Source organism: Roseivivax sp. CAU 1761 (assembly GCF_054482755.1).
The window spans coordinates 17,307-38,583 of the sequence record NZ_JBTLRM010000037.1 but is presented as its reverse complement, the minus strand read 5'-3'; the positions used below and the strand labels follow the sequence as shown (position 1 = coordinate 38,583).

The 21,277-nt window shown below is 70.9% G+C and carries 24 protein-coding genes and 1 pseudogene; 16 read left to right on the top strand and 9 right to left on the bottom strand.

The features are described from left to right. The 7 genes and pseudogenes from ACXYMW_RS17250 to ACXYMW_RS17220 form a co-directional block, all read left to right on the top strand. Positions 1 to 178, top strand: a pseudogene (locus ACXYMW_RS17250) (S-(hydroxymethyl)glutathione dehydrogenase); the annotation flags it as partial. A gap of 18 nt (positions 179 to 196) precedes the next feature. Next, positions 197 to 1,021, top strand: a complete 825-nt coding sequence (fghA, locus tag ACXYMW_RS17245) for an S-formylglutathione hydrolase (protein ID WP_459036572.1) — start codon at positions 197 to 199, stop codon at positions 1,019 to 1,021. 23 nt (positions 1,022 to 1,044) lie between these two features. Next, complete coding sequence (locus ACXYMW_RS17240; protein ID WP_459036571.1) at positions 1,045 to 1,464, top strand: c-type cytochrome; 420 nt, start codon at positions 1,045 to 1,047, stop codon at positions 1,462 to 1,464. Positions 1,465 to 1,587: 123 nt separating this feature from the next. Further along, positions 1,588 to 3,390 carry a lanthanide-dependent methanol dehydrogenase XoxF5 gene (gene xoxF5 / locus ACXYMW_RS17235; RefSeq protein WP_459036570.1) on the top strand — a complete coding sequence of 601 codons (1,803 nt, stop codon included), beginning with the start codon at positions 1,588 to 1,590 and terminating at the stop codon, positions 3,388 to 3,390. A gap of 101 nt (positions 3,391 to 3,491) precedes the next feature. Continuing rightward, positions 3,492 to 4,097, top strand: coding sequence for a c-type cytochrome, methanol metabolism-related (locus ACXYMW_RS17230; RefSeq protein WP_459036569.1), 606 nt, complete (start codon positions 3,492 to 3,494; stop codon positions 4,095 to 4,097). Next, on the top strand, positions 4,081 to 4,920 hold the full coding sequence (locus ACXYMW_RS17225; protein ID WP_459036568.1) for a substrate-binding domain-containing protein: 840 nt from the start codon (positions 4,081 to 4,083) through the stop codon (positions 4,918 to 4,920). Before ACXYMW_RS17230 ends, ACXYMW_RS17225 begins: the two co-directional genes overlap by 17 nt. 44 nt (positions 4,921 to 4,964) lie before the next feature. Then, positions 4,965 to 5,504, top strand: coding sequence for a PQQ-dependent catabolism-associated CXXCW motif protein (locus ACXYMW_RS17220; protein WP_459036575.1), 540 nt, complete (start codon positions 4,965 to 4,967; stop codon positions 5,502 to 5,504). Here the strand turns inward: ACXYMW_RS17220 and ACXYMW_RS17215 are convergent. From ACXYMW_RS17215 to ACXYMW_RS17200, 4 genes are read right to left on the bottom strand one after another with little or no spacing between them, the layout of a single operon-like run. After that, positions 5,498 to 6,292 carry a quinoprotein dehydrogenase-associated SoxYZ-like carrier gene (locus tag ACXYMW_RS17215; protein ID WP_459036567.1) on the bottom strand — a complete coding sequence of 265 codons (795 nt, stop codon included), beginning with the start codon at positions 6,290 to 6,292 and terminating at the stop codon, positions 5,498 to 5,500. The two genes, ACXYMW_RS17220 and ACXYMW_RS17215, sit on opposite strands and share 7 nt — an antisense overlap. Then, complete coding sequence (locus ACXYMW_RS17210) at positions 6,289 to 7,239, bottom strand: outer membrane protein assembly factor BamB family protein (protein ID WP_459036566.1); 951 nt, start codon at positions 7,237 to 7,239, stop codon at positions 6,289 to 6,291. The genes ACXYMW_RS17215 and ACXYMW_RS17210 overlap by 4 nt, the downstream gene beginning before the upstream one ends. Next, positions 7,223 to 7,765, bottom strand: coding sequence for an SRPBCC family protein (locus ACXYMW_RS17205; protein ID WP_459036565.1), 543 nt, complete (start codon positions 7,763 to 7,765; stop codon positions 7,223 to 7,225). The genes ACXYMW_RS17210 and ACXYMW_RS17205 overlap by 17 nt, the downstream gene beginning before the upstream one ends. Positions 7,766 to 7,776: 11 nt before the next feature. Beyond that, a complete protein-coding gene (locus ACXYMW_RS17200; RefSeq protein WP_459036564.1) occupies positions 7,777 to 8,289 on the bottom strand; it encodes a DUF3280 domain-containing protein in 513 nt (170 codons plus the stop codon). An 87-nt stretch (positions 8,290 to 8,376) separates the two neighbouring features. Here ACXYMW_RS17200 and ACXYMW_RS17195 point away from each other — a divergent pair, with 87 nt between their 5' ends. From ACXYMW_RS17195 to ACXYMW_RS17175, 5 genes are all read left to right on the top strand, one after another. Then, the gene (locus tag ACXYMW_RS17195; protein ID WP_459036563.1) at positions 8,377 to 9,600 is read left to right on the top strand and encodes an ABC transporter substrate-binding protein; all 1,224 of its coding nucleotides are present in this window, start codon (positions 8,377 to 8,379) and stop codon (positions 9,598 to 9,600) included. 11 nt (positions 9,601 to 9,611) lie between these two features. Beyond that, positions 9,612 to 10,586, top strand: a complete 975-nt coding sequence (locus ACXYMW_RS17190; RefSeq protein ID WP_459036562.1) for a YVTN family beta-propeller repeat protein — start codon at positions 9,612 to 9,614, stop codon at positions 10,584 to 10,586. Positions 10,587 to 10,678: 92 nt separating this feature from the next. Continuing rightward, positions 10,679 to 11,647 carry an ABC transporter substrate-binding protein gene (locus tag ACXYMW_RS17185; protein WP_459036561.1) on the top strand — a complete coding sequence of 323 codons (969 nt, stop codon included), beginning with the start codon at positions 10,679 to 10,681 and terminating at the stop codon, positions 11,645 to 11,647. Positions 11,648 to 11,660: 13 nt separating this feature from the next. Continuing rightward, positions 11,661 to 12,410, top strand: coding sequence for an ABC transporter permease (locus ACXYMW_RS17180; RefSeq protein WP_459036560.1), 750 nt, complete (start codon positions 11,661 to 11,663; stop codon positions 12,408 to 12,410). Continuing rightward, a complete protein-coding gene (locus ACXYMW_RS17175) occupies positions 12,407 to 13,009 on the top strand; it encodes an ABC transporter ATP-binding protein (protein WP_459036559.1) in 603 nt (200 codons plus the stop codon). Before ACXYMW_RS17180 ends, ACXYMW_RS17175 begins: the two co-directional genes overlap by 4 nt. Before the next feature lie 3 nt (positions 13,010 to 13,012). Here ACXYMW_RS17175 and ACXYMW_RS17170 read toward each other — a convergent pair whose 3' ends face one another. Next, positions 13,013 to 13,609 (bottom strand): HD domain-containing protein, encoded by a 597-nt coding sequence (locus ACXYMW_RS17170; protein ID WP_459036558.1) that lies wholly within the window; start codon positions 13,607 to 13,609, stop codon positions 13,013 to 13,015. 296 nt (positions 13,610 to 13,905) lie between these two features. Here ACXYMW_RS17170 and ACXYMW_RS17165 point away from each other — a divergent pair, with 296 nt between their 5' ends. Then, positions 13,906 to 14,259: a CidA/LrgA family protein gene (locus tag ACXYMW_RS17165; protein ID WP_459036557.1), complete on the top strand. Its 354-nt coding sequence runs from the start codon at positions 13,906 to 13,908 to the stop codon at positions 14,257 to 14,259. After that, on the top strand, positions 14,252 to 14,965 hold the full coding sequence (locus ACXYMW_RS17160) for an LrgB family protein (protein WP_459036556.1): 714 nt from the start codon (positions 14,252 to 14,254) through the stop codon (positions 14,963 to 14,965). Before ACXYMW_RS17165 ends, ACXYMW_RS17160 begins: the two co-directional genes overlap by 8 nt. Before the next feature lie 40 nt (positions 14,966 to 15,005). Here the strand turns inward: ACXYMW_RS17160 and ACXYMW_RS17155 are convergent, their stop codons facing one another. From ACXYMW_RS17155 to ACXYMW_RS17140, 4 genes are all read right to left on the bottom strand, one after another. Continuing rightward, positions 15,006 to 16,205: an MFS transporter gene (locus tag ACXYMW_RS17155; protein ID WP_459036555.1), complete on the bottom strand. Its 1,200-nt coding sequence runs from the start codon at positions 16,203 to 16,205 to the stop codon at positions 15,006 to 15,008. 166 nt (positions 16,206 to 16,371) lie between these two features. Further along, entirely contained in the window at positions 16,372 to 16,698 is a 327-nt protein-coding gene (locus ACXYMW_RS17150) for a hypothetical protein (protein ID WP_459036554.1), read from the bottom strand. Positions 16,699 to 16,843: 145 nt separating this feature from the next. Further along, the gene (locus ACXYMW_RS17145) at positions 16,844 to 17,380 is read right to left on the bottom strand and encodes an ActR/PrrA/RegA family redox response regulator transcription factor (RefSeq protein ID WP_459036574.1); all 537 of its coding nucleotides are present in this window, start codon (positions 17,378 to 17,380) and stop codon (positions 16,844 to 16,846) included. Positions 17,381 to 17,482: 102 nt separating this feature from the next. Beyond that, positions 17,483 to 18,112: an SCO family protein gene (locus tag ACXYMW_RS17140; RefSeq protein ID WP_459036553.1), complete on the bottom strand. Its 630-nt coding sequence runs from the start codon at positions 18,110 to 18,112 to the stop codon at positions 17,483 to 17,485. Between the two features lie 80 nt (positions 18,113 to 18,192). Between ACXYMW_RS17140 and regB the strand changes: the two genes are divergently transcribed. Together regB and ACXYMW_RS17130 are read left to right on the top strand one after the other, a co-directional pair. Next, positions 18,193 to 19,581 (top strand): sensor histidine kinase RegB, encoded by a 1,389-nt coding sequence (regB, locus tag ACXYMW_RS17135; protein WP_459036552.1) that lies wholly within the window; start codon positions 18,193 to 18,195, stop codon positions 19,579 to 19,581. A 131-nt stretch (positions 19,582 to 19,712) separates the two neighbouring features. Then, positions 19,713 to 21,263 carry a PAS-domain containing protein gene (locus ACXYMW_RS17130; RefSeq protein WP_459036551.1) on the top strand — a complete coding sequence of 517 codons (1,551 nt, stop codon included), beginning with the start codon at positions 19,713 to 19,715 and terminating at the stop codon, positions 21,261 to 21,263. Positions 21,264 to 21,277 lie beyond the last annotated feature (14 nt).

Genomic DNA, 21,277 nt, shown 5'->3' with positions numbered 1-21,277 from the left:
CACCGCCTTCGGCGGCGCGCGCGGCCGCACCGACGTGCCGAAGATCGTCGACTGGTACATGCAGGGCAAGATCGAGATCGACCCGATGATCACCCACAAGCTCTCCCTCGACGAGATCAACACGGGCTTCGATCTCATGCACGAGGGCAAGTCGATCCGCGCCGTCGTCGAGTTCTGAGAGAAAGGGAGGCGGAAGGTGGAGATCGTGTCGCAAAATCGCTGCTTCGACGGGGTGCAGACGGTCTACACCCATCCGTCGAACACCTGCGGCTGCGAGATGACCTTTGCCGTCTACCTGCCGCCGCAGGCCGGCGACCGCCGGGTGCCGGTCCTGTGGTACCTGTCGGGGCTGACCTGCACGCACGAGAACGCGATGACCCTGGGCGGCTTCCAGGAACACGCGGCGCGGGTCGGGCTGGCGCTGCTGTTTCCCGATACCAGCCCGCGCGGCGCCTCGGTGGCCGACGACGCGGCCGCGGATCTGGGCCAGGGCGCGGGCTTCTACCTCAACGCCACGCGCGATCCGTGGCGGCGCAATTACCGGATGTACGACTACATCACCTCGGAGCTGCGCTCGCTGGTGCTCGATCATCTGCCGCTCGAGGATCGCCACGGCATCACCGGCCATTCCATGGGCGGGCACGGCGCGCTGACCATCGCGCTGAGGAATTCCGACCTGTTCGACTCGCTCTCGGCCTTCGCGCCGATCGCCAATCCGACCTGTTCCGAATGGGGGCGCAAGCAGCTCTCGGCCTATCTTGGCGACGACGAAAGCGCATGGCCGGACCACGACGCCACGCTACTTTTAGAAGAGCATGGCTGGAAGGGAGACATCCTGGTGGACCAAGGCGCCGAGGACCAATTCTTCGACATGCTGCGGCCCGAAGCCTTTGCCCGCACCATGGCCCGGCGTCGGCAGCCCGGCCAGGTGCGCCTGCAGAAGGGATATGATCACTCATATTACTTCGTGAACACTTTCGCCCGTGACCATGTCGCATGGCACGCCGAAAGGCTGAACTGACGATGCTTCAAGGAAGGAACATCATGGCCAAGAATCTGCTAGCCGTCGCACTGTTTGCCGCCCTGCCGGCCGGGGCCGCCCTGGCCCAGGAGGCCGGGGACCCGGAGAAGGGCGAGCGCGTCTTCCGCAAGTGCATGGCCTGCCACGCAGTGGGCGAGGACGCCAAGAACAAGGTCGGCCCGATCCTCAACGACGTCATGGGCCGCCAGGCCGGCGCCATGGAAGGCTACGAATTCTCCGAGGCGATGGTCGCCAAGGGCGAGGAAGGCTTGGTCTGGGACGAGGAATCCATGGACGCCTTCCTGGAGAACCCGCGCGACTACGTGCCGGGCACCAAGATGTCCTTTGCCGGACTGCGCAAGGAGGAGGAGCGGGCCGACGTGATCGCCTTCCTCATGCAGCATTCGGACATGGAAGAAACGAACCAAGAGGAGGGATCGTAACCTGACCGATCTGGCGGCGCTCGGGGAGGAGAGAGAGCATTTGCAGTCGGGGGCCGCCGACACGACCGGACAGGGGCAGGACCTGCCCCTGTCCGGCACCGCTTTCAACAAGGGAGTTTGGAGATGAGAAAGCTGACGCTATTCACGTCCTCGATCGCGCTCTGCGCCGCCGGTGCGGCCGTCGCGAACGAAGACCTGATGAACTTGATTGACGATCCGAACCAGTGGGTGATCCAGACCGGCGACTACAAGAACCAGCGCTACTCGGAACTCGACCAGATCACGAAGGAGAACGTGGGCGACCTGCAGGTGGCCTGGACCTTCTCGACCGGTGTGCTGCGCGGCCACGAGGGGTCGCCGCTGGTGATCGGCGACACCATGTACCTGCACACGCCGTTCCCGAACATCGTCTACGCGCTGGATCTGAACGAAGACGGCAAGATCAAGTGGAAGTACGAGCCGCAGCAGGATCCGGACGTCATCCCGGTGATGTGCTGTGACACCGTCAACCGCGGCGTCGCCTACGCCAACGGCAAGATCTTCCTGCACCAGGCCGACACCAAGGTGGTGGCGCTCGACGCCGAATCCGGCGAGGTGGTCTGGGAAGTGGTGAACGGCGACCCGTCCAAGGGCGAAACCAATACCGCGACCGTCCTGCCGGTCAAGGACAAGGTGATCGTCGGCATCTCGGGCGGCGAATTCGGCGTCCGCGGGTCGGTGACCGCCTACAACATGGAAACCGGCGAGCAGGAATGGCGCGCCTATTCCATGGGGCCCGACGAGGACATCCTCGCCGATCCCGAGCAGACCACCCATCTGGGCGAGCCCGTCGGCGCCGATTCCGGCACCAACACCTGGGAAGGCGACCAGTGGATGATCGGCGGCGGCACCACCTGGGGCTGGTATTCCTACGATCCCGAGGCCGACCTGGTCTATTACGGCACCGGCAACCCCTCGACCTGGAACCCGGCGCAGCGCCCGGGCGACAACCGCTGGTCGATGACCATCATGGCCCGTGACCCCGACGACGGCATGGCCAAGTGGTTCTACCAGATGACCCCGCACGACGAGTGGGACTACGACGGGATCAACGAGATGATCCTGACCGAGCAGCAGATCGACGGCGAGGAGCGCAAGCTGCTCACCCACTTCGACCGCAACGGCCTGGCCTACACCATGGACCGGATCAGCGGCGAACTGCTGGTGGCCGAGAAGTACGACCCCGTGGTGAACTGGACCACCGGCGTCGACATGGACCCCGAGTCCGACACCTACGGCCGTCCCGAGGTGGTGGCGCAATACTCCACCGAGCAGCAGGGCGAGGACGTCAACACCACCGGCATCTGCCCGGCGGCGCTTGGCACCAAGGACCAGCAGCCGGCCGCCTACAGCCCGAAGACCGAGCTGTTCTACGTGCCGACCAACCACGTCTGCATGGACTACGAGCCGTTCCGCGTCTCCTACACCGCGGGCCAGCCCTATGTCGGTGCCACCCTGTCGATGTATCCCGCGCCGGACAGCCATGGCGGCATGGGCAACTTCATCGCCTGGGACAACATCAACGGCGAGATCAAGTGGTCGATCCCCGAGCAGTTCTCGGTGTGGTCGGGCGCTCTGGCGACCGCCGGCGACGTGGTCTTCTACGGCACGCTGGAGGGCTACCTGAAGGCGGTCGATGCGCAGTCGGGCGACGAACTCTACAAGTTCAAGACCCCGTCCGGCATCATCGGCAACGTGATGACCTACATGCATGACGACAAGCAGTATGTCGGCATCCTGTCGGGCATCGGCGGCTGGGCCGGGATCGGCCTCGCGGCCGGTCTGACCAACCCCAATGACGGCCTCGGCGCCGTCGGCGGCTACGCGGCCCTGAGCGACTACACCGCGCTCGGCGGTCAGCTGACGGTCTTCACCCTGCCGAACTGACACGGCTGAGACCACAGGGGCCGGCACGCCAGACCGGTGTGCCGGCCCCGCCTTTAAGAACCCCTCGCGACTTCTCCCGCCCGAACCCGAAGGACAGAGACATGAACCGATACGGTTACAGCCTCCTTGCGGCCGCCGCCATGACGCTCAGCATGGGGGCAATCGCATCGGCCGACAGCCATGACACCGACGCGGCCGCCGCCCCCGAGACCGAGGCCACCGCCGAGGCCGCCGCCGCCGAGACCGAGGCCACCGCCGAGGCCGCCGCGACCGACGGAGACCCCAACATCGCCGTCGCCTACGAGGATAACGGCCGCTACTACACCGAGGACGACATCCCGACCTTCCACGTCGCCGAGGACGGCACCGTGGACTGGCTGACCTTCTCGGGCTTCCGCCGCTACCACGCCGAATGCCATGTCTGCCACGGTCCCGACGGCGAGGGCTCGACCTACGCCCCGGCGATCAAGAACTCCGCCGTGAACATGGACTACTACGATTTCTACGACACCGTGGTGAACGGCCGGAAGAACGGCAATTCGGTGATGCCGCATTTCGGCGACAACCCGAACGTCATGTGCTACCTCGACGACATCTACGTCTACCTCAAGGCGCGCGGCGCCGACGCCGTGGAGCGCGGCCGCCCGGCCCAGAAAGAGGCCAAGTCGGACATGATCCAAGAGGCGGAAAATGCCTGCATGGGCTGACGCCCGGGCGCTGATCTGCGCGGCCCTGACGCTCGTCGCGGCGGGGCCGGCTCTGGCGCAGACCTCCGACCTGGTCTCCAAGACCGCGTTCCGGGTCTGCGCCGATCCGGCGAATTACCCGATGTCGGACGACCAGGAGCGCGGCTACGAGAACAGGATCGCCGCGCTCCTGGCCGACAAGCTCGGCCGCACGCTGAGCTACGAATGGTACCCGATGGCCACCGGCTTCATCCGCAACACCCTGGCGGCGAACCGCTGCGACGTGGTGATCGGCTATGCCCAGGGCCACGAGCTGGTGCAGAACACCAACCACTACTTCACCTCGGTCTATACCCTGATCGTGCCCGAGGACGGCCCCCTAGCCGGGGTCGAGACGCTCTCAGACCCGGCGCTGCAGGGCAAGACGCTGGGCATCATCGCCGGCTCGCCGCCCGCCACCCATATGGCGCGGGCCGGGCTGATCGGGGCGTCGCGGCCCTATGCGCTGATGGTCGACCGCCGCTACGAGAGCCCGCCGATCGACATGCTCGACGACCTGAAGGCCGGGGAGATCGACGCCGCGGTGCTCTGGGGGCCGATCGGCGGACCGCTGGTCAAGGCGGATTACCCGGGGCTGAAGGTCATCCCGCTGCTCTCCGAAGGCGCCAATCCGAAGCTCTTCTACCGCATCACCATGGGGGTGCGGCAGAGCGACCAGGTGTGGAAGCGGGAACTCAACTCGCTGATCCGCCGCCACCAGGACGAGATCAACGCCATCCTGCGGGAGGCCGGCGTGCCGCTGGTCAACGACATGGGCACCGAGATGATCGGGGCGCCCGGGTGAGCGCGGCGCGGCGGCCGGGCCGGGCCGGCGGCGTCCTGGCGGCGCTGTTCCTGGCCCTGGTCGCCGCGAAGCTGCCCGAGTCCGCCGCGGCCGCGCCGCCCGAGCCCGCGGGCTACCGCATGGACGCCTATCGCGGCCCGGTGCCCGAGACCCTGGCGGGCGGCACGGTGCTGGGCCCCGAAGCCGCGCACAGGCTCTGGCAGGAGGGCGGCGCCGTCTTCGTCGACGTGCTGCCGCGGGCGCCGAAGCCCGCCAACCTGCCGGCGGGCACGATCTGGCGCGACAAGCCCCGGCATTCGATCCCCGGCGCGGTCTGGCTGCCCAATGTGGGCTACGGCGCGTTGGCGCCCGAGACCGAAGCCTATTTCCGCGCCGGGCTCGAGGCGGCGACCGGCGGCGATCCTGGCCGTCCGGTGGTGTTCTTCTGCCTCGCGGAGTGCTGGATGTCGTGGAACGCCGCCAAGCGGGCGATCGACTGGGGCTACGGCGCCGTCCACTGGCTGCCTGAGGGCACCGACGGATGGGCGTTCCAGGACTATCCGCTGGAAGAGGTCGCGCCGCGCCCGGCGCAGGCGGATCAGTAGCCGGGCAGGCGGGTCTCGGCCCGGCTGGTGGTGCCGTCGGTGTCGGTCATGGTCACCCCGACATGCTGGATGCCGGCCGGGACCGAGAGGCCGAGCCGGGGATTTTCCGACAGCGAGATCGAGCCGATGACGCGGGCGTAGGCCGCGCCGTCGAGCGCGATCGCCACGTCCTCGACATAGCGCAGCGGGATGTAGAGCAGGGTGATCTGGTCCATCTGCATGCCCGAATGCGACGGATGCGACAGCGCGATGTCGAGCCGCTGCTGGTCGGTGGTCAGCGCTCCGAGCGCGCCCGCCGGGCCGTCGCCGACGCGCAGCACCATGTCGCCCAGGGTGGCCAGCGCCGCCTTCGGGTCGGTGCCCGGCGGCGCCGCGCAGGCGCCCTGGCCCGAGGTCTTCACGAAGCTTTCGGCGACGTAGATCTGGCCGTCGCTGGTCTCGGCCACGACATGCAGGGGGGTCGGCCCGTTGACCCGCAGCGTCGCGTCGAAGGCGACGCGCGGCTGCGGCCGGTTGAGCCGCAGCACCGCCGAGACCGGCATCGGGTTGCGGTCGAGCACCAGCGTCACCGCCGCGATGCGCCGCCCCGGCGGGGCCGCGACCTGGGCTGCGATCTCGGTGCGGGCATCGTCGGCGCTGCGATAGGGGGCGTCGATGGCGATCACGTCGCCGCCGTCGAGCAGGTCGCGCGTGCCGTAGAGTTCGCGCGCGATGGCGTCCCATTCGGTTTCGGCCAGACCAGGGGCGGGCAATGCGACGGCCAGCGCGAGGGCGAGCGGGCGGATCATGGCGCGGCTCCTTCGAGGACGAACTCGCCGAAGGCGCGCGGCCCGTCGCCGGTGGCGAAGGTGGCGGTGACCGCGAGGCTCTCGGCATCGATCAGCGACACGGAATTGTCGAACCAGTTGGCGACGACAATGCCTTGACCGTCGGCGGTATTGTCCACGCCCTCGGGATATTCCCCGACCTCGAGCGTGGCGACGGGCGTCAGCGTTTCCAGGTCGATGACGGTAACGGTGTTGGCGTATTGATTGGTCACGAAGGCGCGGCCCCGGGCGAAGGCCACGCCGTAGGGCCGTTCGCCGACCGGAACCGTGGCCAGAATTTCGCCGGCGCGCGGGTCGATGACGCTGACATCGTTGCTGCCGACATTGCCCGCGAAGAGCCGCCCGTCGGGCGCGAAGCGCAGCCCGAAGGGCCGGCTGCCGACCGCGATCTCGGCCTGCGGCGCCAGCGTCTCGGCCGACCACAGCGCCACCGCGTCGCCGTCGCGGATCGCCGCGGCCAGCCAGGCGCCGTCGGGCGACACGGCGATGCCGGCGGGTGCTTCGCCGGCGGCCAGCTCCTGCGTCACCGCCAGCGTCTCGGCATCCAGCACCCAGAGCCGCGCATTGTACCAGTCGGAGACGAAGACCCGGCCGCGGGCGGCGTCGAGCGCGATCCCCGCCGGCCCGCCCTCGAGCGCGGTCTCGGCCAGCACGGCGCCGCTTCGGGCGTCGAGCGCGCGCACCGTCTTGGCGCCGGCGGACACGGTGTAGAGCCGGCCCCCGGGATCCACGGCGATGCCCGCGGGCTCTCCGGGCAGGGGAATGCGGCGCAGCTCGCTGCCCGCCTCGAGGTCGAGGACCGAGACGCTGTCGCCGTTCTGGTTGGTCACGAAGGCCAGGTCGCCCGCCGCGGCGGGGCCGGCGGCGAGCGTCAGGATCAGCGCGACGGCGTCACGAGCCCGGGGCACCGAAGCGCTCGACCAGGGCCTGCATGCCGGCCTCGTAGACGCCGGTCACCGCGGCCACCGCGGCTTCGTCGTTGAGGGTCTCGGGCGGGTCGTTGTTGGGATAGCCGCGGTAGAAGGCGCCGCGCCATTCCACCAGGGAGCCGCCGCCGTCGCGCGGCTTCACCGTCAGGTGGGAGGAATAGTTGGTCACCGGCAGGACTTCGACATCGACCTCCTCGATCCGGTAGGAATAGGTCATCTTCTCGGCATCGTACTTGTAGAGCAGCTCCGAGATCGTCGGGCCGCCCTCCTCGCCCAGCGTCAGCACCCGGGTGGCGTCGACCGCGTTGCCGCCCTCGCCGGTGGTGGCATGGATCGCCGGGTGCCAGCTCATGTCCTGGAAATCGCCGATCGCGGCCCAGACCTCGGCCGGCTCGGCGGCGAGTTCCTGGGTCACGGTGACCTTCTGCCGGGTCGGCCCGTGGGCCAGCGCCAGCGTCGGCGCGAGCACCGCCAAGGTCGCGGCCAGAAATAGACGTCGCTTCATCTTCCTCCCTTTCAGTCCGTGAAGAACGTGTTGTCGAGAATGTAGTCCATGCCGCGCCGCCAGCTCTCGTCGGTGTTGGAGCGGATGTCGACGACCCGGCCGCGCACCATCTCGCCGGTCCCGGCATCGCGCATCTGCAGGTTCATCGTCAGGATCAGGTTCGAGACCTTCTGCACCTCGCCGACCAGCGCGTAATCGGCGCCGAGCTCGGCCGCGGCGCGGCTGTCGCAGCCGTTGCACTTGGCCGGGTTGCGGTAGCGCGCCATGGTCTCGGCCACCGGGGCGGTGTCGACGAGGGTCAGCCCCTCGGCGGCGAAGCGTTCGGCCACCAGCGCCTCGAGCATCTCGATTCGCGCCGCCTCGGCCGGGTCGGCGCCCTGGCGCTCGGTCTGGATCGAATCGTCGAGGTAGGTGAGGCCGAAAAACGCCACCTCGGCCTCCGGTTGCAGCGCGGGCCAGGCCGGCTGCGCCGCCACGGGCAGGGCGCAGCTCAGGGCGAGCGTCAGGGCGAGGGCGGGTTTCATGGCCGCATCGTGCGGCCGCGGCGGGCGCTGCGGCAATGCTCCAAAGGTCTTGGTTACCGCCCGGAAACGTTCTCTGGCAGTCTTCGAATGTCCGCGTGCAAACCCCGGACATGGGAGGAGACATTGCCGAAGGTTGTGACGCTGCTGGCCGCAGCTCTCGTCGCGGGCCTGTCCGCGGGGCAGGCTCTGGCCGTGGAGGTGCGCGCCGCGGTGCTGCGCATCGATTACCCCGACTTGCTGCCGATCTCGCGCTACGAATATCCGCCCGACGATCTGGGCTTTGCCGGCGCCGCGCTGGCCGACGAGGATAACGGCACCACCGGCCGCTTCCTCGGCCACAGCTTCGAGACCCGGACCGTGGCGGTGCCGCCCGAGGAGGCCGATGCGGCGCTCGAGGCGCTGCTGGGCGAGGGCATCCGCCTGATCGTGGCGCTGGCGGGGTCGGAGGACCTGCTGCGCCTGACCGACCGCGCCGCGGAAGAGGGCGCGCTGGTCTTCAACGCGGCATCGCCCGAGATCGCGCTGCGCAGCGGCGAATGCCGCGCCAACCTGCTCCACATCACGCCGTCGAACGCCATGATGGCCGATGCGGTGACGCAGTTCGCGGTGTGGAAGAAGTGGACCGAGTGGCTGCTGGTCTCGGGCTCCAATCCCGAGGACCGCGCGCTGGCCGAGGCGTATCGCAACTCGGCCCGCAAGTTCGGCGCCGAGATCGTCGAGGAGCGCGAGTTCGAGGATACCGGCGGCGCCCGGCGCACCGATTCGGGCCATGTCCTGGTGCAGCGTCAGCTGCCGGGCTTCATGCAGGATGCCGAGGATCACGACATCGTCGTGGCCGCCGATGCCTCCGACGTCTTCGCCGGATACCTGCCCTATCATCAATGGACGCCGCGCCCGGTGATGGGGGCGGGCGGCCTGGTGCCGCGCAGCATGCACGGCGCCCACGAGGCCTGGGGCGCGACGCAGTTCCAGAACCGCTTCGAGAAGCTGACCAACCGCCACATCCGCGACGCCGATTACGACACCTGGCTGGCGCTCCGGGTGATCGGCGAGGCGGTGAGCCGCACCGAGAGCGCCGAGCCCGACGCGATCCGCGCCTATGCCCTGTCGGACGAATTCGAGCTTGCCGCCTTCAAGGGGCAGCCGGTGACCTTCCGGACCTGGAACGGCCAGCTGCGCCAGCCGGTGCTCTTGTATGACGGCCGCATCACCGTCAGCGTGAGCCCGCAGGAGGGCTTCCTGCACCAGCGCTCGCCGCTCGACAGCCTCGGCCTCGACGCGCCGGAATCGCAATGCGCCGCCTTCAACTGAGGATACTGCCCATGAAAGCCCTGCTTCTTTCCGCCGCGCTGGCCGCGCTCTCCGCCGCGCCGGCGCTGGCCGGCAAGGTCTTCGTCTCGAACGAGCGCGGCAACACCGTGACGGTGATCGACAGCGAGACCTGGGAGGTGCTGGACGAGTTCGCCGCCGGCAACCGGCCGCGCGGCATCACCATCTCGCCGGACGGCAAGCTGCTCTATGTCTGCGCCTCCGACGACGACACGGTGCGGGTCTTCGACACCGAGACCTACGAGGAGCTCTACACCCTGCCGTCGGGGCCCGATCCGGAGCTGTTCGTCATCCATCCTTCCGGCAACCCGCTCTACATCGCCAACGAGGACGACAACCTCGTCACCGTGACCGACACCGAGGCGCGCACCATCCTCGCCGAGGTGCCGGTGGGGGTGGAGCCCGAGGGCATGGGGATCAGCGCCGACGCGAAGTTCGTGGTCAACACCTCCGAGACCACCAACATGGCGCATTTCATCAACACCGAGACCTACGAGATCGAGCACAACGTGCTGGTCGACCAGCGCCCGCGCTACGCCCAGTACACCGCCGACGGCACCCGGCTTTACGTCTCGTCCGAGATCGGCGGCACGGTCAGCGTCATGGACATCGCCGAGGACGGCACGCCGACTCTGGTGCAGAAGATCGGCTTCGAGGTGCCGGGCGTGCAGCCGGAATGGCTGCAGCCGGTCGGCGTGAAGGTGACCGAGGACGGCAGCCGCGTCTTCGTGGCGCTCGGCCCCGCCAACCGGGTGGCGGTGATCGACGGCGAAAGCCTCGAGGTCCTCGACTACATCCTGGTGGGTCAGCGGGTCTGGCAACTCGCCTTCACGCCCGGCGAGGAGTATCTTCTGACCACCAACGGCAATTCCAACGACATCACGGTGATCGACGTGGCGGCCGAGGAGGCGATCCGCTCGGTCCAGGTGGGCCAGCAGCCCTGGGGCGTGGTGGTGACGCCGGAATAGGCATCCGTGACGCGCCGCGCGGGCCCGGGGAAGCCGCCGCCGGCGCAGCATCGGCCGGGCCCCCGAGGGCGCCGGCAAGGGGAGGAGAGACAATGCGACTGACAGCGATCGTCGCGGCCCTCGCGGCCGCCCTGGGCGCCGCGCCGGGCTGGGCGCAGGACCTGCCGGTGATCCGCGCCGCCGTGCTGCAGATCGGCACCGTGAACTGGGAGCTCAGCACCATCGCCGAGGCCGGTCTCGACGCGGAGCACGGCTTCCGGCTCGAGATCGTGCCCTATGCCGATAACGGCGCCACCCGCGTCGCCGTCGAGGGCGACGAGGCCGACATGGCGGTGGCCGACTGGATCTGGGTGGCGCGGCAGCGCGCCGCCGGCAAGGATTACGTCTACATCCCCTATTCCAAGGCGGTGGGCGGCCTGCTGGTGCCCGAGGACAGCGCCGCCGAGACGCTGCCCGATCTCGCCGGCGGAAAGATCGGCATCGCCGGCGGGCCGCTCGACAAGTCGTGGCTGATCCTGCGCGCCTATGCCCAGCAGGAGCACGATTTCGACCTCGCCGCCGAGACCGAGCAGGTCTTCGGCGCGCCGCCGCTGATCTTCAAGACCGGGCTTTCGGGCGAACTCGACGGGGCGATCAACTTCTGGCACTTCCTCGCCAAGATGAAGGCCGGCGGCATGCGCGAGCTGATCGACGTGGGGGAGGCGGCGACGGCGCTGGGGCTCGACCCCGACCTGCCGCTCCTGGGCTACTACTTCAAGGAAAGCTTCCTCGCGGAGCATCCCGGCCTCGCCCAGAGCTTCTACGAGGCCAGCCGCGCCGCCAAGGACCTGCTGGCGGAGGACGACGCCGCCTGGGAGGCGCTGCGGCCGCAGATGAACGCCGACGACGATGCCCAGTTCGACCAATTGCAGACCGACTGGCTGGCCGGCACGCCGGAGCGCGGGCCGATCGATGCCGACAGTGCCGACGCCTTCCTCAAGCTGATGGCCGAGCTCGGCGGCGAGGAGCTGGTGGGCCAGGCCACGACGCTGCCCGAGGGTCTGTTCGCGGACGTGGAATAGGCAGCACCGCCCGATGATCGACCAGCGCTCCGTCACGGCGATCTCTCTCATCGGGCTGCTCGTGCTGTGGATCGCGGCGGCGGCTTTGACCGCCGATCCGCAGATCCTGCCCTCGCCCTTCGCGCTGGTCGAGCCGTTCTGGCGCGAACTGGTCTCGGGCGAGCTGCTCTACCACCTCGCGCGCACGCTCATCCGGGTGGTCTGGGCCTTCGCGCTGGCGATGGTCCTCGGCATCGCGCTGGGCCTCGCCATGGGCCGGTCGGAGCGGCTCAACCGCTGGCTCGACCCGTGGCTGGTGGTGTTCCTGAACCTGCCGGCGCTGGTGCTGATCGTGCTCTGCTATCTGTGGATCGGCCTGAACGAGACCGCGGCGATCCTCGCGGTGACGCTGAACAAGGTGCCCAACGTCACCACGGTGATCCGCGAGGGCGCCCGCGCCACCGATCCGCATCTCGACGCCATGGCGCAGGTCTACCGGATGCCGTGGCGCACCCGCCTGGTGCATGTCACCCTGCCGCAGCTGGCGCCGTTCATCGCCGGGGCGGCGCGGTCCGGCGTGGCGGTGATCTGGAAGATCGTGCTGGTGGTCGAGTTCCTCGGCCGGTCCTCGGGGATCGGCTTCCAGATCCATCTCTACTTCCAGCTCTTCGATGTCGGCATGGTGCTGGTCTACGCGCTGTCCTTCATCGCCGTCATGCTCTGCGTCGAATGGGCCATCCTGCAGCCCTGGGAGCGCCGGGTGCGGCGCTGGCGGGCGGCATGATCCGCATCGACATTGCTGCCAAGCATTTCGGCGAGGTGCAGGTGCTGGGCCGCATCGGCTTCGAGATCGCCGCCGGCGAGACGGTGGCGATCCTCGGCCCGTCGGGGATCGGCAAGTCCACCCTGCTGCGCATCGTCGCCGGCATCGACACCCGCTTCGAGGGCCGGGTCGAGCGGCCGGAGCGCATGGCCATCGTGTTCCAGGAGCCGACGCTGCTGCCCTGGCGCTCGGTGCTGCGCAACCTGACCCTGGTGCATCCCGGGCTCGACCAGGCGGGCGCCCGCGCCGCGCTCGACCGGGTCGGGCTGGCCGGCAAGGGCGCGCTGTTTCCCGGCCAGCTGTCGCTCGGCCAGCAGCGGCGCCTGGCGCTCGCCCGGGCCTTTGCCGGGCGCCCCGACCTGCTGATCATGGACGAGCCCTTCGTGTCGCTCGATCCCGCCACCGCGGAGACCATGCTGAGCCTGACCGAGCGGCTGATCGCCGAGACCCGGCCGGCGACGCTCTTCGTCACCCATGCCCGCGCCGAGGCCGAGCGGCTGGCCGACCGGGTGCTGGAGCTGCGCGGCACCCCGGCGCGGCTGGCGCCGCACCCGGTGTGAGGCTCAGAGCCGGGCGAGCAGGTCGGCGTGGCGCGCGGTGAACTCCGTGCGCACCTCGCGCGGCGGCCGCAGGCGGATCTCGAGCCCCTCGGCGAGGCCCGGCGCCGGCCGGCCGAAGAAGCGGTCGGCCTCGGCCTCGGAAAAGCCCGCGATGCCCACCGCCTCCAGCCAGGCCGAGACCTTGTCGGCGCGCTTGATCCGCGCCTTCACGGTCTTGGGAATCTCCGCCGGCAGGCCGAAGCGCAGGTGGATCGCCGCCGAGAGCCGCGCATCGAGCGCGCCGTAGCCGGGGCCGACCGCCGCCTTCACCGGCGAGATCATGTCGCCGATGACGTATTCCGGCGCGTCGTGCAGCAGCGCCGCCAGCCGCCAGCGCGGCGGCGCGTCGGGGGCAAGGCGGGCGAAGATGGTCTCCACCAGCAGCGAATGCTCGGCCACCGAATAGGCGTAATCGCCCCGGGTCTGGCCGTTCCAGCGCGCCACGAAGGCGAGGCCGTGGGCGATGTCCTCGATCTCCACGTCCATCGGCGTCGGGTCGAGGAGGTCGAGGCGGCGGCCCGACAGCATCCTCTGCCAGGCGCGGGGCTGTTTCGGCGGCATGGGCATCCTTCCCGGGGCGGCTTCGGCGCGGTCTTTGGCATGCCTGCCGGCTGCTCGCAACGCCGCGGCTGGGCCCCGCGCCCCGCCCCGCCGGCAGCCTGCGCGGCGCTGCCGATGCCGCTTCGGCGGGCCGCGGCCCGGCCGACGCGCGGGACACGTGGTATTTCCGATCCCGCGGCGCAGGCGGCCCTGCCGCCGCCGGGTCGGGCCGCGGCCCTGCCGGGAGCGCGATCCGCGCGGCCTTGCCAAGCGGGGTCGGCGGTGATGGCATGCGGCGACCCGCCCCGGAGCCGCCGATGATCCGCAGCCTTGCCATCCTCCTGACCTTCCAGCTCGCCGGCGAGACGCTGTCGCGCGGGCTCGGCCTGCCGGTGCCCGGGCCGGTGCTGGGCCTGGGCGGGCTGTTCCTGCTTCTGGTGCTGCGGCCGCGGATCGCCGACGAGATGCGCGCCAGTTGCCAGGGGCTGCTGGCGCATCTGTCGCTGCTCTTCGTGCCGGCGGGGACCGGCGTAGTGGCGCATCTGGGGGTCTTCGGCTCGGACGGGCCGGCGCTGCTCGCCGCGCTGGTGGTCAGCACGGTGGCGGCGATCCTCGTCGCCGTCGCCACCTTCCGGCTGGCCGCCCGGCTGATCGGCACCGCCGATGAATGAGGCGGTGGCGCTCTGGTCCTACCTCGCCCGGGACCCGCTTCTGTGGCTGGCCGCCACGCTGCTGGCCTATCTCGCCGGCGACCGCCTGGCCGAGGCGGCGCGGCGCCACCCGCTGGCCAACCCGGTGCTGATCGCGGTGGTGCTGCTGGCGGCGCTGCTGAAGCTCACCGCGACGCCCTACGCGACCTATTTCGAGGGTGCGCAATTCGTCCATTTCATGCTCGGCCCGGCCACCGTGGCGCTGGCCCTGCCGCTCTACGACAACCTCGCCCGGGTGCGGGCGGCGCTCTGGCCGATGGCGGCGGCGCTCCTCGCGGGGTCGCTCACCGCCATCGTCAGCGCCCTGGCGGTGGCGCGGGCGCTGGGCGTCGAGGGCGCCACGCTGCTGTCCCTGGCGCCGAAATCGGCCACCGCGCCGGTGGCGCTGGGCGTCAGCGAGGCGATCGGCGGGCAGCCCTCGCTGACCGCGGTGCTGGTGATCCTGACCGGCATCACCGGCGCCGTGGTGGCGACGCCGATGCTGAACGCGCTGGGCATCCGCGACTGGCGCGCCCGCGGCTTCGCGGTGGGGCTGGCGGCGCACGGCATCGGCACCGCGCACGCCTTCCGGGTGAACTCCACCGCCGGCGCCTTCTCGGGCATCGGCATGGGGCTGAACGCGGTGCTGACGACGCTGCTGGCGCCGCTGGTGGCGGGGCTGCTCTAGGCGGCGGACCCGCCGGTCGGTGCGCCGGCCGGTGCGCCGGTCAATGCGCGGGCAGGGCCTCCGCCGCGCCACCCTCGGCGCGGCCGCGTCCGGCCCGCCGGGCCAGCGCCAGGATGGCGAGCCCGCCCAGCGACAGCGCGGCGCCGACATAGCCGGTGGCGGCCCAGCCATAGCCCGCCGTGAGCGCCAGCCCGGCCAGGAACGGGCCCAGCGCGTTGGCGAAGTTGAAGGCAGCGTGGTTCAGCGCAGCGGCCAGGGTCTGGGCGTCGCCGGCGACGTCCATCAGCCGCATCTGCAGCGGGATCACCAGCCCGGCCGTGGCGCCGAGCGCCGCCACCGCGGCGGCCATCAGCGGCCAGCTGCCGATGGTCTGGGCGTAGAGCAGCGCCATCGCGGTCATGCCCGTGAGCAGGATCGCGGCGCCGCCGAAGCGCGACCACGAGGCCAGCCGCCCGGCGATCACGTTGCCGAGCGTGGCGCCGACGCCGAAGCCCGACAGCGCCAGCGCGATCGCCCAGGCCGGCGCGGCGTCGCTGTCGAGCATCGCCGCCGACAGGTAGGAATAGACCGCGAAGACGCCGCCGAAGCCCACCGCGCCGATCGCCAGCGTCGCCAGCACCGCGCCGTTGCGCAGCGCCGCGAGCTCGCGCAGGGGGCGCGCCGCGCGGTCCGCCGGGGTCGGCGGCGCCACCTTCAGGATCATCAGCGCCGAGGCCGCGGCGAGCAGCGCCACCACCACGAAGAGGCTGCGCCAGCCCACCGCCTGGCCGAGCGCGCTGGCCGCCGGCACGCCGACGATGTTGGCCACGGTCAGCCCCATCAGCACCTGCGCCACGCCGCGGGCGCGCTGGCCCTTGGGCAGCAGGTCGGCGGCGAAGAGCATGGCGATGCCCAGGAAGGCGCCGTGCGGCAGGCCCGAAAGCACCCGGCTGGCGGTCAGCGTGGCCATCGACGGCGCCAGCGCGCCCAGCAGGTTGGCGAGGCCGAAGGCCGCGATCAGCCCGGCCAGCACCGCCCGCCGCGGCAGCCGGGCGCAGAGCACCGCGAGGACCGGCGCGCCGATCACCACACCCAGCGCGTAACCGCTGACCGCGTGGCCGGCGGCCGGCTCGCCGACCCCGAAGCCGGCCGCGTAGAAGGGCAGCAGCCCCATCGCGGCGAATTCGGAGACGCCGATGGCGAAGGCGCCGAGCGCCAATGACAGGATGGTCAGCGCGGTGCGCCGCGTCTCGAGGGTCATGCAGGTATCCCGGATTCCGGCCGGGCACCCATGCTGCGCCGCGGCATTACCGCGAACCTGCGTCCGATCCGGGCCGCTGGCAAGGCTCAGCGCTGCATAGGCGGTCTGTCACTGGTGCAAGAGGGGGGGGGCGGAAGGGGGCGGCGTCCGGGCCGGGCGGCGGGGCTCAGCGGATCAGCACCGCGCTCTCGCCGGAGCGGGGCGGCGTCAGGACCTGCCAATGCTGGCCGCTCGCCACGATGCAGCTGATGCCGTCCGAGCGGGTCAGCAGGACCGTGTAGGTGCCGGTCAGCGGGGCCGCGAAGATCTCCATCAGCCGATGCGGCGATTCCAGGCCATGCGCGGCCGGGCGTTCGCCGTAATGCTTGCCCAGGCTGTGGGCGAGGGCGCCGCGCGGGGCGCAGACCGATTGCGCGGCGGCGGTGCCGGCGAGCAGGAGACCGAGGGCCGCTGCGAGCGCGGCCGCGATCCGGGGCTGTGGACGACTGGACACGGGAACCTCCTTCCGGCCGGAAGGGGCGGGACTTTGGTCATGCGCCCCGTCCGGCGCAGGATTGCCTGTCCCCACCAATATGCGCTTTCCGCCGGCGGATCGCCAGATGCAGATCCGCACGATCCCGTGCACCCGTCGGGAGGTCTCAGCGCGGCGAGCGCTTGGCGAGGATGCGCTGCAGGGTGCGGCGGTGCATGTTGAGCCGCCGCGCGGTCTCCGACACGTTGCGGTCGCAAAGCTCGTAGACGCGCTGGATGTGCTCCCAGCGCACCCGGTCGGCCGACATCGGGTTTTCGGGCGGCGGCGGCATGTTCTCGCCGTTGGCCAACAGCGCGTTGGTGATGTCGGTGGCGTCGGCCGGCTTCGACAGGTAGTCGACGGCGCCGATCTTGACCGCGGCGACCGCCGTGGCGATGGCGCCGTAGCCGGTCAGCACCACGACGCGGCAATCGGGACGCGCCTCGCGCAAGGCCTCGACCACGTCGAGCCCGTTGCCGTCCTCGAGCCGCAGATCGACCACTGCGAAGGCCGGCGGGTGGGCGCGCGCGGCGGCCCGGCCCTCGGCCACGGTCTCGGCCATGCGGACGTCGAAGCCGCGCTTCTCCATCGCCTTGGCCAGACGCTTGAGGAACGGTTCGTCGTCGTCGACGAGAAGCAGCGAGCGGTCCTCGAGCTCCTGCATGTGCGCCTCTGCCACCGGCTGTTCCTCCCCGCCCTGGTGCTGGCGTCGAGGATTACCCGCGGGACCGGACTCCGTCAAACCGTCCGAAAGGCTGCCGGGGGGTCACGCGGCCTCGACGAAACAGGCGGTGCGCTCGGCGATCTCCTCGGGCGGGGTCTCGCGGCGGAAATAATCCACGACGCCGTGCTCGGGCAGCACCAGGTAGGTGAAGGTGGTGTGGTCGACGAGGTAGTACTCGTCCTCGCTCTCGGGCACCCGGTAATAGATCCGGTAGGCATCCGCGGCCGCCTTGACCTGCGCCTCGGAGCCGGTGAGCCCGACCATCTCGGGATGCATCGCCTCGGTGTAGTCGGCCATTACCTCGGGCGTGTCGCGGGCCGGGTCGACGGTGACGAAGACCGGCCTCGCGTCGATGCCGCGCTCGGCCAGCAGGTCGGCGGCCGCGGCGTTGCGGACATTGTCGAGCGGGCAGATGTCGGGGCAGAACGTGTAGCCGAAATAGAGCAGGGTGGGGCGGTCCACGACATCGGCATCGGTCACCGTCGCGCCGGTCTCGGAGACCAGTTCGAACGGCCCGCCGACGGCCCCCATGCCGCCGGCGACGGCGCCGCTGCGGCAGGCCGCGAAGACGTCGGCGTCGCCACGCATCTCGGACCACGCGAAGAGCCCCACGGTCAGTCCCGCGATCGCCGTTGCGGCCGCCGCGGCCGCGATCATCCGTCCGTTCGCCATCCGTCCCTCGCTCCGCCGTTGATTCGAGACCGGGCGAGACCTATCAAAGCCCCCGGCAACGGCAAGAGAAGGCCCCGCACATGGCCGAGAGCGAACTGGCCCTTTTCGGGGAGCGCCGCGCCAACTGGATCCGGTTGCGCACGATGATCTGGCTGCGCTGGTTCGCCATTGCGGGGCAGCTGGCGGCGATCGCGGTGGCGCGCTTTGTCTACGACCTGCAGATCCTGACCGGGCTCTGCGTGCTGGCCGTGGGCGTCTCGGTGGCGGGCAACCTCGTGGCGATGATGGTGTTCCCCGAGAGCAAGCGCCTGTCGGAGACCGAGAACCTCGCCATGGTGACCTTCGACGTGCTGCAGCTGAGCTTCCTGCTGTTCCTGACCGGCGGGCTCAACAACCCCTTCGCGCTGCTGGTGCTGGCTCCGGTCACGGTCTCGGCGGCGGTGCTGACGCTGGGCTCGACCATCCTGCTCAACGTCATGGCCTTCGCGCTGATCACCCTGCTGGTGTTCTGGCACATGCCGCTGGTGACCTCGGACGGGCAGGTGCTGCGGATCCCCGACCTCTTCGTCTTCGGGCAATGGACGGCGATCTCCATCGCGCTGGTCTTCATCTCGGTCTATGCCCGGCGCCTGACCACCGAGATGCACGGCATGCAGGAGGCGCTGACCGCGACCCAGATGGCGCTGGCGCGGGCGCAGAAGCTCAACGACCTGGGCGGCGTGGTGGCGGCGGCGGCGCACGAGCTCGGCACGCCGCTCGCCACCATCACGCTGACCGCCTCCGAGCTCGTCGAGGATCTCGACGACCGGCCGGCGGCACAGGAGGATGCCCGGCTGATCCGCCAGCAGGCCGACCGCTGCCGCGACATCCTGCGGTCCATGGGCCGCGCCGGGAAGGACGACCTGCGCCTGCGCCACGCCCCCCTGACCGAGGTGATCCGCGAGGCCGCCGAGCCGCACGAGGCGCGCGGCAAGGCGGTGCTGCTCGAGGAGCGCGCCGAGGATCGCGGCCCGGCGCCCGAGATCCTGCGCCGGCCCGAGGTGATCCACGGGCTGCGCAACCTCGTCCAGAACGCCGTCGACTTCGCCCGCACCACGGTCTGGATCGAGGCCGGCTGGTCGGAGCGCCAGATCTGGATCCGCATCGTCGATGACGGACGGGGCTTTCCGCCGCAGCTGATCGGCCGCATCGGCGATCCCCTGATGCGGCGCAGGCGCGGCGACCGCGACCGCGGCGAGCGGCCGGGCTACGAGGGCATGGGGCTCGGCCTGTTCATCGCCAAGACCCTGCTGGAGCGCACCGGAGCGGAGCTGAGCTTTGCCAACGGCGCCGACCCGGCCGAGGCCAGCGGCACGGCCCGGCCGCCGCGCGGCGCCATCGTCGAGGTGGTGTGGCCGCGCGCCCGCATCGTCCCGGACGCCGAGGCTCTGCGCGGCCCGATGGGCGAGAACCCGCCCTTCGAGCCCTGAAACGGGGGCGCGCCGATTAACAGGAGACAGGCCGGTTAATCACCCGTTAACCTCGTTTCGCGAGGCTCGGATACCGCGTCGGCAACTCGGCCGCGGCGGCAAATCGGGGTAGCATCGAAGCGGGGCGCGGCGTGAGTCTTGATCTGGTGGTCGCATCCCTGGTGGGCGGCGCGGCGGCGCTCAGCGCCGCCGGCACCTTCCTAATCACCGGCGCGCGGCCGGGGCGGGGGCTTGTGGCCGCGCTGGTGCGGCGCGGCGCGGCGCGCGAGGCGGAGGAGCCGCTCTTTCTGGTGCGCCGCGGCCGGGTCTGCGACACCGCCCCGGCCGGGCAGCTGCTGCTCGACCACCTGCCCGGCAGCGGGCCGGAGCCGGACTGGCCGGTCGTGGCACGGCGGCTGCAGGCGGTGTTTCCCGACCTGCCGGAGGCGCCGCCCGACGCGGCCCTGCGCTGCGCCGCCGCGGACGGCTCCGGGGCGCTGGTCCTGACCCCGGCCGGCGGCGCGCTGCGGCTGGCGCTGGCCGGGCCGGCGGTGAGCCGGGCCGACCGGCTGGCCTGCCGCCTCCAGGCGGCGGAGCTGGACCGGCTGCGCGAGACCCTGGCGCTGGCCCCCTGTCCGGTCTGGCTGACCGACGCCGAGGGCGCCCTCATCTGGGCCAACGAGCGCCACCGCGCCCTGGCTGAGGCTGCCGGCAGCGCCCAGCCGCTGCGCCGCGCGCCCGAGCCGGGACTCGTCGAGGCGCGCAACCGGGTGGAATGCCGGGGCGGCAACATGGCGCCGCAATGGTTCGAGGTGGTCAGCCGCCGCACCGCCTCCGGCTGGGCCAATTACGGCATCGAGATCGATGCCGTGGTGCGCGCCGAGATCACCCAGCAAAGCTTCGTGCAGACCCTGGCCAAGACCTTCTCGAACCTGCCCACCGGGCTGGTGATCTTCGACCGCACGCAGCGCCTGGTGCTGTTCAATCCGGCGCTCATCGACCTCACCGGGCTGGCCCCGGAAGTGCTCGCCAGCCGGCCCAACCTGATGTCGTTCTTCGACCTGCTGCGCGAACGCCAGGTGATGCCGGAGCCGCGCGACTACCGCTCCTGGCGGGCCGAGATGGGGCGCATGGCCAAGGCGGCGCAGGACAGCGTCTATTCCGAGATCTGGACCCTGCCGAACGGCCTGACCTACCGCGTCACCGGGCGCCCGCATCCCGACGGCGCCATCGCCTTCCTGATCGAGGATATCAGCGACGAGATTTCGCTGACCCGGCGCTTCCGCTCCGAGCTGGAGCTCAGCCAGTCGGTGATCGACGCGTTCGACGACGCCGTGGCGGTGTTCACCGCGAGCGGGATCCTGGCCTTCTGCAATGCCGGCTACCGGCGGCTCTGGGGCAACGATCCCGACGCCTCGGCGGCGGATGTCACGGTGATCGACGCCACCCGCGACTGGCAGGCCCAGTGCCGGCCCTCGCCGGTCTGGGGCGAGCTGCGCGACTTCGTCACCCCGTTCGGCGAACGCAGCGGCTGGGAGGCCGAGGTGGAGCGGCTCGACGGCGCCGGCCTGACCTGCCGGGTCGAGCCGATCCATGCCGGCGCCACGCTGGTGCGCTTCACCCCGCGGCCCGGCGCGGCGGCGCCCGAGGCCGGGCCGCTGCCCGCCGCCTGCACCTGCAGCGCCGCCGCGGCGAAGCCTTGACGGCACAGATCGGC

Bases quoted from the DNA above. Each gene is read 5' to 3' on its own strand.
- ACXYMW_RS17145 (WP_459036574.1), bottom strand. From the start codon at position 17,380: ATGCAGGAGCTCGAGGACCGCTCGCTGCTTCTCGTCGACGACGACGAA.
- xoxF5 (WP_459036570.1), top strand. From the start codon at position 1,588: ATGAGAAAGCTGACGCTATTCACGTCCTCGATCGCGCTCTGCGCCGCC.
- ACXYMW_RS17195 (WP_459036563.1), top strand. From the start codon at position 8,377: ATGTCCGCGTGCAAACCCCGGACATGGGAGGAGACATTGCCGAAGGTT.
- regB (WP_459036552.1), top strand. From the start codon at position 18,193: ATGGCCGAGAGCGAACTGGCCCTTTTCGGGGAGCGCCGCGCCAACTGG.
- ACXYMW_RS17170 (WP_459036558.1), bottom strand. From the start codon at position 13,609: ATGCCGCCGAAACAGCCCCGCGCCTGGCAGAGGATGCTGTCGGGCCGC.
- ACXYMW_RS17185 (WP_459036561.1), top strand. From the start codon at position 10,679: ATGCGACTGACAGCGATCGTCGCGGCCCTCGCGGCCGCCCTGGGCGCC.
- ACXYMW_RS17175 (WP_459036559.1), top strand. From the start codon at position 12,407: ATGATCCGCATCGACATTGCTGCCAAGCATTTCGGCGAGGTGCAGGTG.
- ACXYMW_RS17155 (WP_459036555.1), bottom strand. From the start codon at position 16,205: ATGACCCTCGAGACGCGGCGCACCGCGCTGACCATCCTGTCATTGGCG.
- ACXYMW_RS17205 (WP_459036565.1), bottom strand. From the start codon at position 7,765: ATGAAGCGACGTCTATTTCTGGCCGCGACCTTGGCGGTGCTCGCGCCG.
- ACXYMW_RS17215 (WP_459036567.1), bottom strand. From the start codon at position 6,292: ATGATCCGCCCGCTCGCCCTCGCGCTGGCCGTCGCATTGCCCGCCCCT.
- ACXYMW_RS17140 (WP_459036553.1), bottom strand. From the start codon at position 18,112: ATGGCGAACGGACGGATGATCGCGGCCGCGGCGGCCGCAACGGCGATC.
- ACXYMW_RS17190 (WP_459036562.1), top strand. From the start codon at position 9,612: ATGAAAGCCCTGCTTCTTTCCGCCGCGCTGGCCGCGCTCTCCGCCGCG.
- ACXYMW_RS17240 (WP_459036571.1), top strand. From the start codon at position 1,045: ATGGCCAAGAATCTGCTAGCCGTCGCACTGTTTGCCGCCCTGCCGGCC.
- ACXYMW_RS17165 (WP_459036557.1), top strand. From the start codon at position 13,906: ATGATCCGCAGCCTTGCCATCCTCCTGACCTTCCAGCTCGCCGGCGAG.
- ACXYMW_RS17225 (WP_459036568.1), top strand. From the start codon at position 4,081: ATGCCTGCATGGGCTGACGCCCGGGCGCTGATCTGCGCGGCCCTGACG.
- ACXYMW_RS17180 (WP_459036560.1), top strand. From the start codon at position 11,661: ATGATCGACCAGCGCTCCGTCACGGCGATCTCTCTCATCGGGCTGCTC.
- ACXYMW_RS17200 (WP_459036564.1), bottom strand. From the start codon at position 8,289: ATGAAACCCGCCCTCGCCCTGACGCTCGCCCTGAGCTGCGCCCTGCCC.
- ACXYMW_RS17230 (WP_459036569.1), top strand. From the start codon at position 3,492: ATGAACCGATACGGTTACAGCCTCCTTGCGGCCGCCGCCATGACGCTC.
- ACXYMW_RS17160 (WP_459036556.1), top strand. From the start codon at position 14,252: ATGAATGAGGCGGTGGCGCTCTGGTCCTACCTCGCCCGGGACCCGCTT.